Below are 3,043 nucleotides of genomic sequence, written 5' to 3'. Positions count from 1 at the left end.
TTTAAAGTCCGTTGTTAAATTAATCGATAAATGCATTCTCCTCACCCCAAATTCAGTATGCATTTATCGATCAGAGTTGTACATTCTTAAATGATCATTTATGTACATTTATAAACTAGCATTTATAAGTTATAATAAATAGCAACTTCTACGTACGGGACACCACCCCACGACTGAACACGAACATCTAAGACATAATAACAAATCAGAAACGTTACCATCACTGTAATAAAGCAAATTATGGCAAATAACAATCCACTTATTAATCCAATTATAGCCTTTTTGATATAATCCCCCTCCATTGTCAATTGTTTTAAAATTTAATGAATAACTTTGGAGCGACAGTTTCATTTTACTTTCTTTTACAATAACATAACATACTAAATATTTAGATTAATCCTTCGAAAAACGTAATGGCTATCTATGACGATATTGATTTACAAGATTTACATAGACTTAAGGTCATAAACTGTTGTTGTGTCTTTATATCTCAACTCTATTTCCTCTTCTTTTCCATCCCATTCTATAACAACCTTTAAAATCGTTTTAGTATTGTATTTCTCACTACCATTCCCACCACTGCCAAAAAATGTTCCATCTTCTGATAAAAAAGCTTTTCCGCTCTTAGTACCTACACCAGGCTTATAGATTTTATACGATATTGGTAACTTATTATTTTTGGGTTTAATTAACGAGTTATCAATCTTACCTCTATATCTAAAAACGTCAATAAAGTCAATTATTCCGTTATCATTTTCATTGACAATGAAGATAATTTCCCAATTTTCACTTTCACCTACATACAATAAAGTTTCATCTGAATGCATTTCAAGAATATATGCAACGATGTGCAATAGGTTAGATTCAACAGTATTTTGATTTTTATTAGTGGAAAAGGGAACTAAAACAATAAATAATACAAAAAAGAAACAAATATAAATAAAGTTAATTCTAGTATTCTTCATGGTTTTGTCCCCCTTAAGCATTTATAGATATATATGATTTTTATGTAAGGACATGCTTAATTTAGGTTAGTTTGTTAAACTATCCTGCTCGTTACTTCAATAACTCTACAACTCAATAATAACGTAATATTCCAAATATATCCGAGTAAATAAAAAGACGACCTGATTTAAAGATCGCCTTGTTCAACTCTTGCACCCGTTAATGCAATAATTATTTATTATCTTTTATGTAAGTAATTATTCCAACACTAAACACCAAAATACCAATTAGCATCAATGAATGTATAAAGCCGTTTAGAATTGGTACATATTCTCCAGTTAAATTCGTGTTTCGATATACGATATTAACTAAGCTGTGACCCGAAGGCGAACTAACCAATAAAATAAGAATACCTAAAATAAAATAAGTTATTGACCGCCTGTTCATAAATCGATTTCCCCCTTATATAATAAAACTCTTCAATTCTTCTGCCCCGTTTTCACAACAACATCATAGTTAAATATTAACATAATATTCAAAACATATATTATAAAAATAAAGATCATCATATTTTGATGGTCCCTTCTTGAACTATTGCCCCCGTTAGCATAACATCCGTTAGGTTAATACTACAGTTTAGAGTATAATATTTTACCTACTTACCAGTTCTAGCTCTTCTGAAGATACAGAATCCCAAGACATTGTTACTTCTATCGAACCCTCATAATCCTCCAACATATCATTAGGTATTGGGGTGGTGATTTGTTCACCTTTTTTTATTAGCTCTATTTCTAAACCTATATGTCTTTGTTCACGATCAATGCTAATTTCAATCTGTTTTAAATTTTTTTCATCAATTTTCTTAGGGGTAAAATGGATATTAGATAATCCGGTTTCCTTATGTTTAACAATCTCAACATCCCAATGTTTACTCTTCCCACTAAAAATAACTTGATTGTCAGAATCCGTACACCCTGTAAGCCCAACGGAAACAATGATAATGAGGGCAAAATAAATCACAAATTTCATTCTTAGCCTCCTATTCATAAACTTTGATCTTATTCATAAATATAATAAATTTAGGTTTGTAGTTTACTAAATTCTTGAACTATTGCACCCGTTTCTTGAATATTTTTTCTTTATTATCTAATTACCTAATATCGATTGAATAGGATTCCAATTGCTTTTTAAGTTTAGAAAAGTCATCGTATGATATCCAGTCATTTTTAAGTTTATATTTACGTCCATTTTTTAAGTAAAGAAAAACTTCCTTACCCAAAACTTCACACTTTTTGATTTCACTGTATTTAACCTTCTTCTTACCCAACATACCTAAACCTTGGAGGTGTATGGTGAGAATATCATTTGTTAAGGTTAAATAAGTTAGATTTTTTCTTGTTAAAAAAGATATTCCTAATAAGATGAAACATATTGCCGAAAAAAAATAAGTAGAGGAATAATAATTATTAGCTCCCCAAAATTGTACTGCCGCAAATACAAACGCAACTATCGCAATTATTTTCCAGACTGGTTTGTCTGCTATTTTAATTTCCATCCCTATCCTCCTTTTGTACTTAAACTAAACTGCGTCATTAGTTTAAGTGAATCCCTTCACAAATTATATAAGATTTCAATTATTTCTATAAATTCAGTTTACACTGAACTAATTAAATATGTAAGTCTTTTACAAGGAAAAACCCCCTTCAGATAAAAAATCCAAAAGGGTAAAGCTTCGCAACTCTTATTATAAAAGAGGTTGTTCTTATTTATATTGCTGGCTCACCCATTCGCAAACGTTGGCTCTATCTTCCGCAATCAATGGCTCAAAACTCCGCACAAGTGGCTCAATTCATCCGCAATAATCAATTTACAACATTATTTCACAAACTCTACTCAAAACAAATATAATTGTAAAGAGACAGGGGCAAAAGTGGTTAGTCAAAGAAAAATCCGAACTATGATTCAAAATTCAATGATATGCTCCCCTTAAGGTAGACAGATTAAAAAAAAATCTGTTCACCTTAGGGGGAATTTTTATGTCTAATCGAGCTTGTTCTATTGAACTTAAACTGGAGGTAATCCAGGCTTATAAAGATAA

At 30.5% G+C, this 3,043-nt stretch carries 4 protein-coding genes; all 4 read right to left on the bottom strand.

Annotation, left to right across the window (positions count from 1 at the left end; all coding sequences use genetic code 11):
- Positions 1–446: 446 nt before the first annotated feature.
- The 4 genes from ACFSTA_RS18775 to ACFSTA_RS18760 all read right to left on the bottom strand — a co-directional run bounded on the left by ACFSTA_RS18775 (position 447) and on the right by ACFSTA_RS18760 (position 2,500).
- A complete protein-coding gene (locus ACFSTA_RS18775) occupies positions 447–965 on the bottom strand; it encodes a hypothetical protein (RefSeq protein ID WP_377558372.1) in 519 nt (172 codons plus the stop codon).
- A gap of 211 nt (positions 966–1,176) precedes the next feature.
- Positions 1,177–1,392, bottom strand: coding sequence for a glycosyl transferase (locus tag ACFSTA_RS18770; protein ID WP_377558371.1), 216 nt, complete (start codon positions 1,390–1,392; stop codon positions 1,177–1,179).
- Between the two features lie 204 nt (positions 1,393–1,596).
- Positions 1,597–1,974: a hypothetical protein gene (locus tag ACFSTA_RS18765; protein ID WP_377558370.1), complete on the bottom strand. Its 378-nt coding sequence runs from the start codon at positions 1,972–1,974 to the stop codon at positions 1,597–1,599.
- A 121-nt stretch (positions 1,975–2,095) separates the two neighbouring features.
- On the bottom strand, positions 2,096–2,500 hold the full coding sequence (locus ACFSTA_RS18760) for a hypothetical protein (RefSeq protein WP_377558369.1): 405 nt from the start codon (positions 2,498–2,500) through the stop codon (positions 2,096–2,098).
- Positions 2,501–3,043 lie beyond the last annotated feature (543 nt).

Origin of the sequence: Ornithinibacillus salinisoli, assembly GCF_042684965.1 — a bacterium.
Lineage (GTDB): Bacteria > Bacillota > Bacilli > Bacillales > Amphibacillaceae > Ornithinibacillus > Ornithinibacillus salinisoli.
This window is presented reverse-complemented; position numbering and strand designations above follow the sequence as displayed.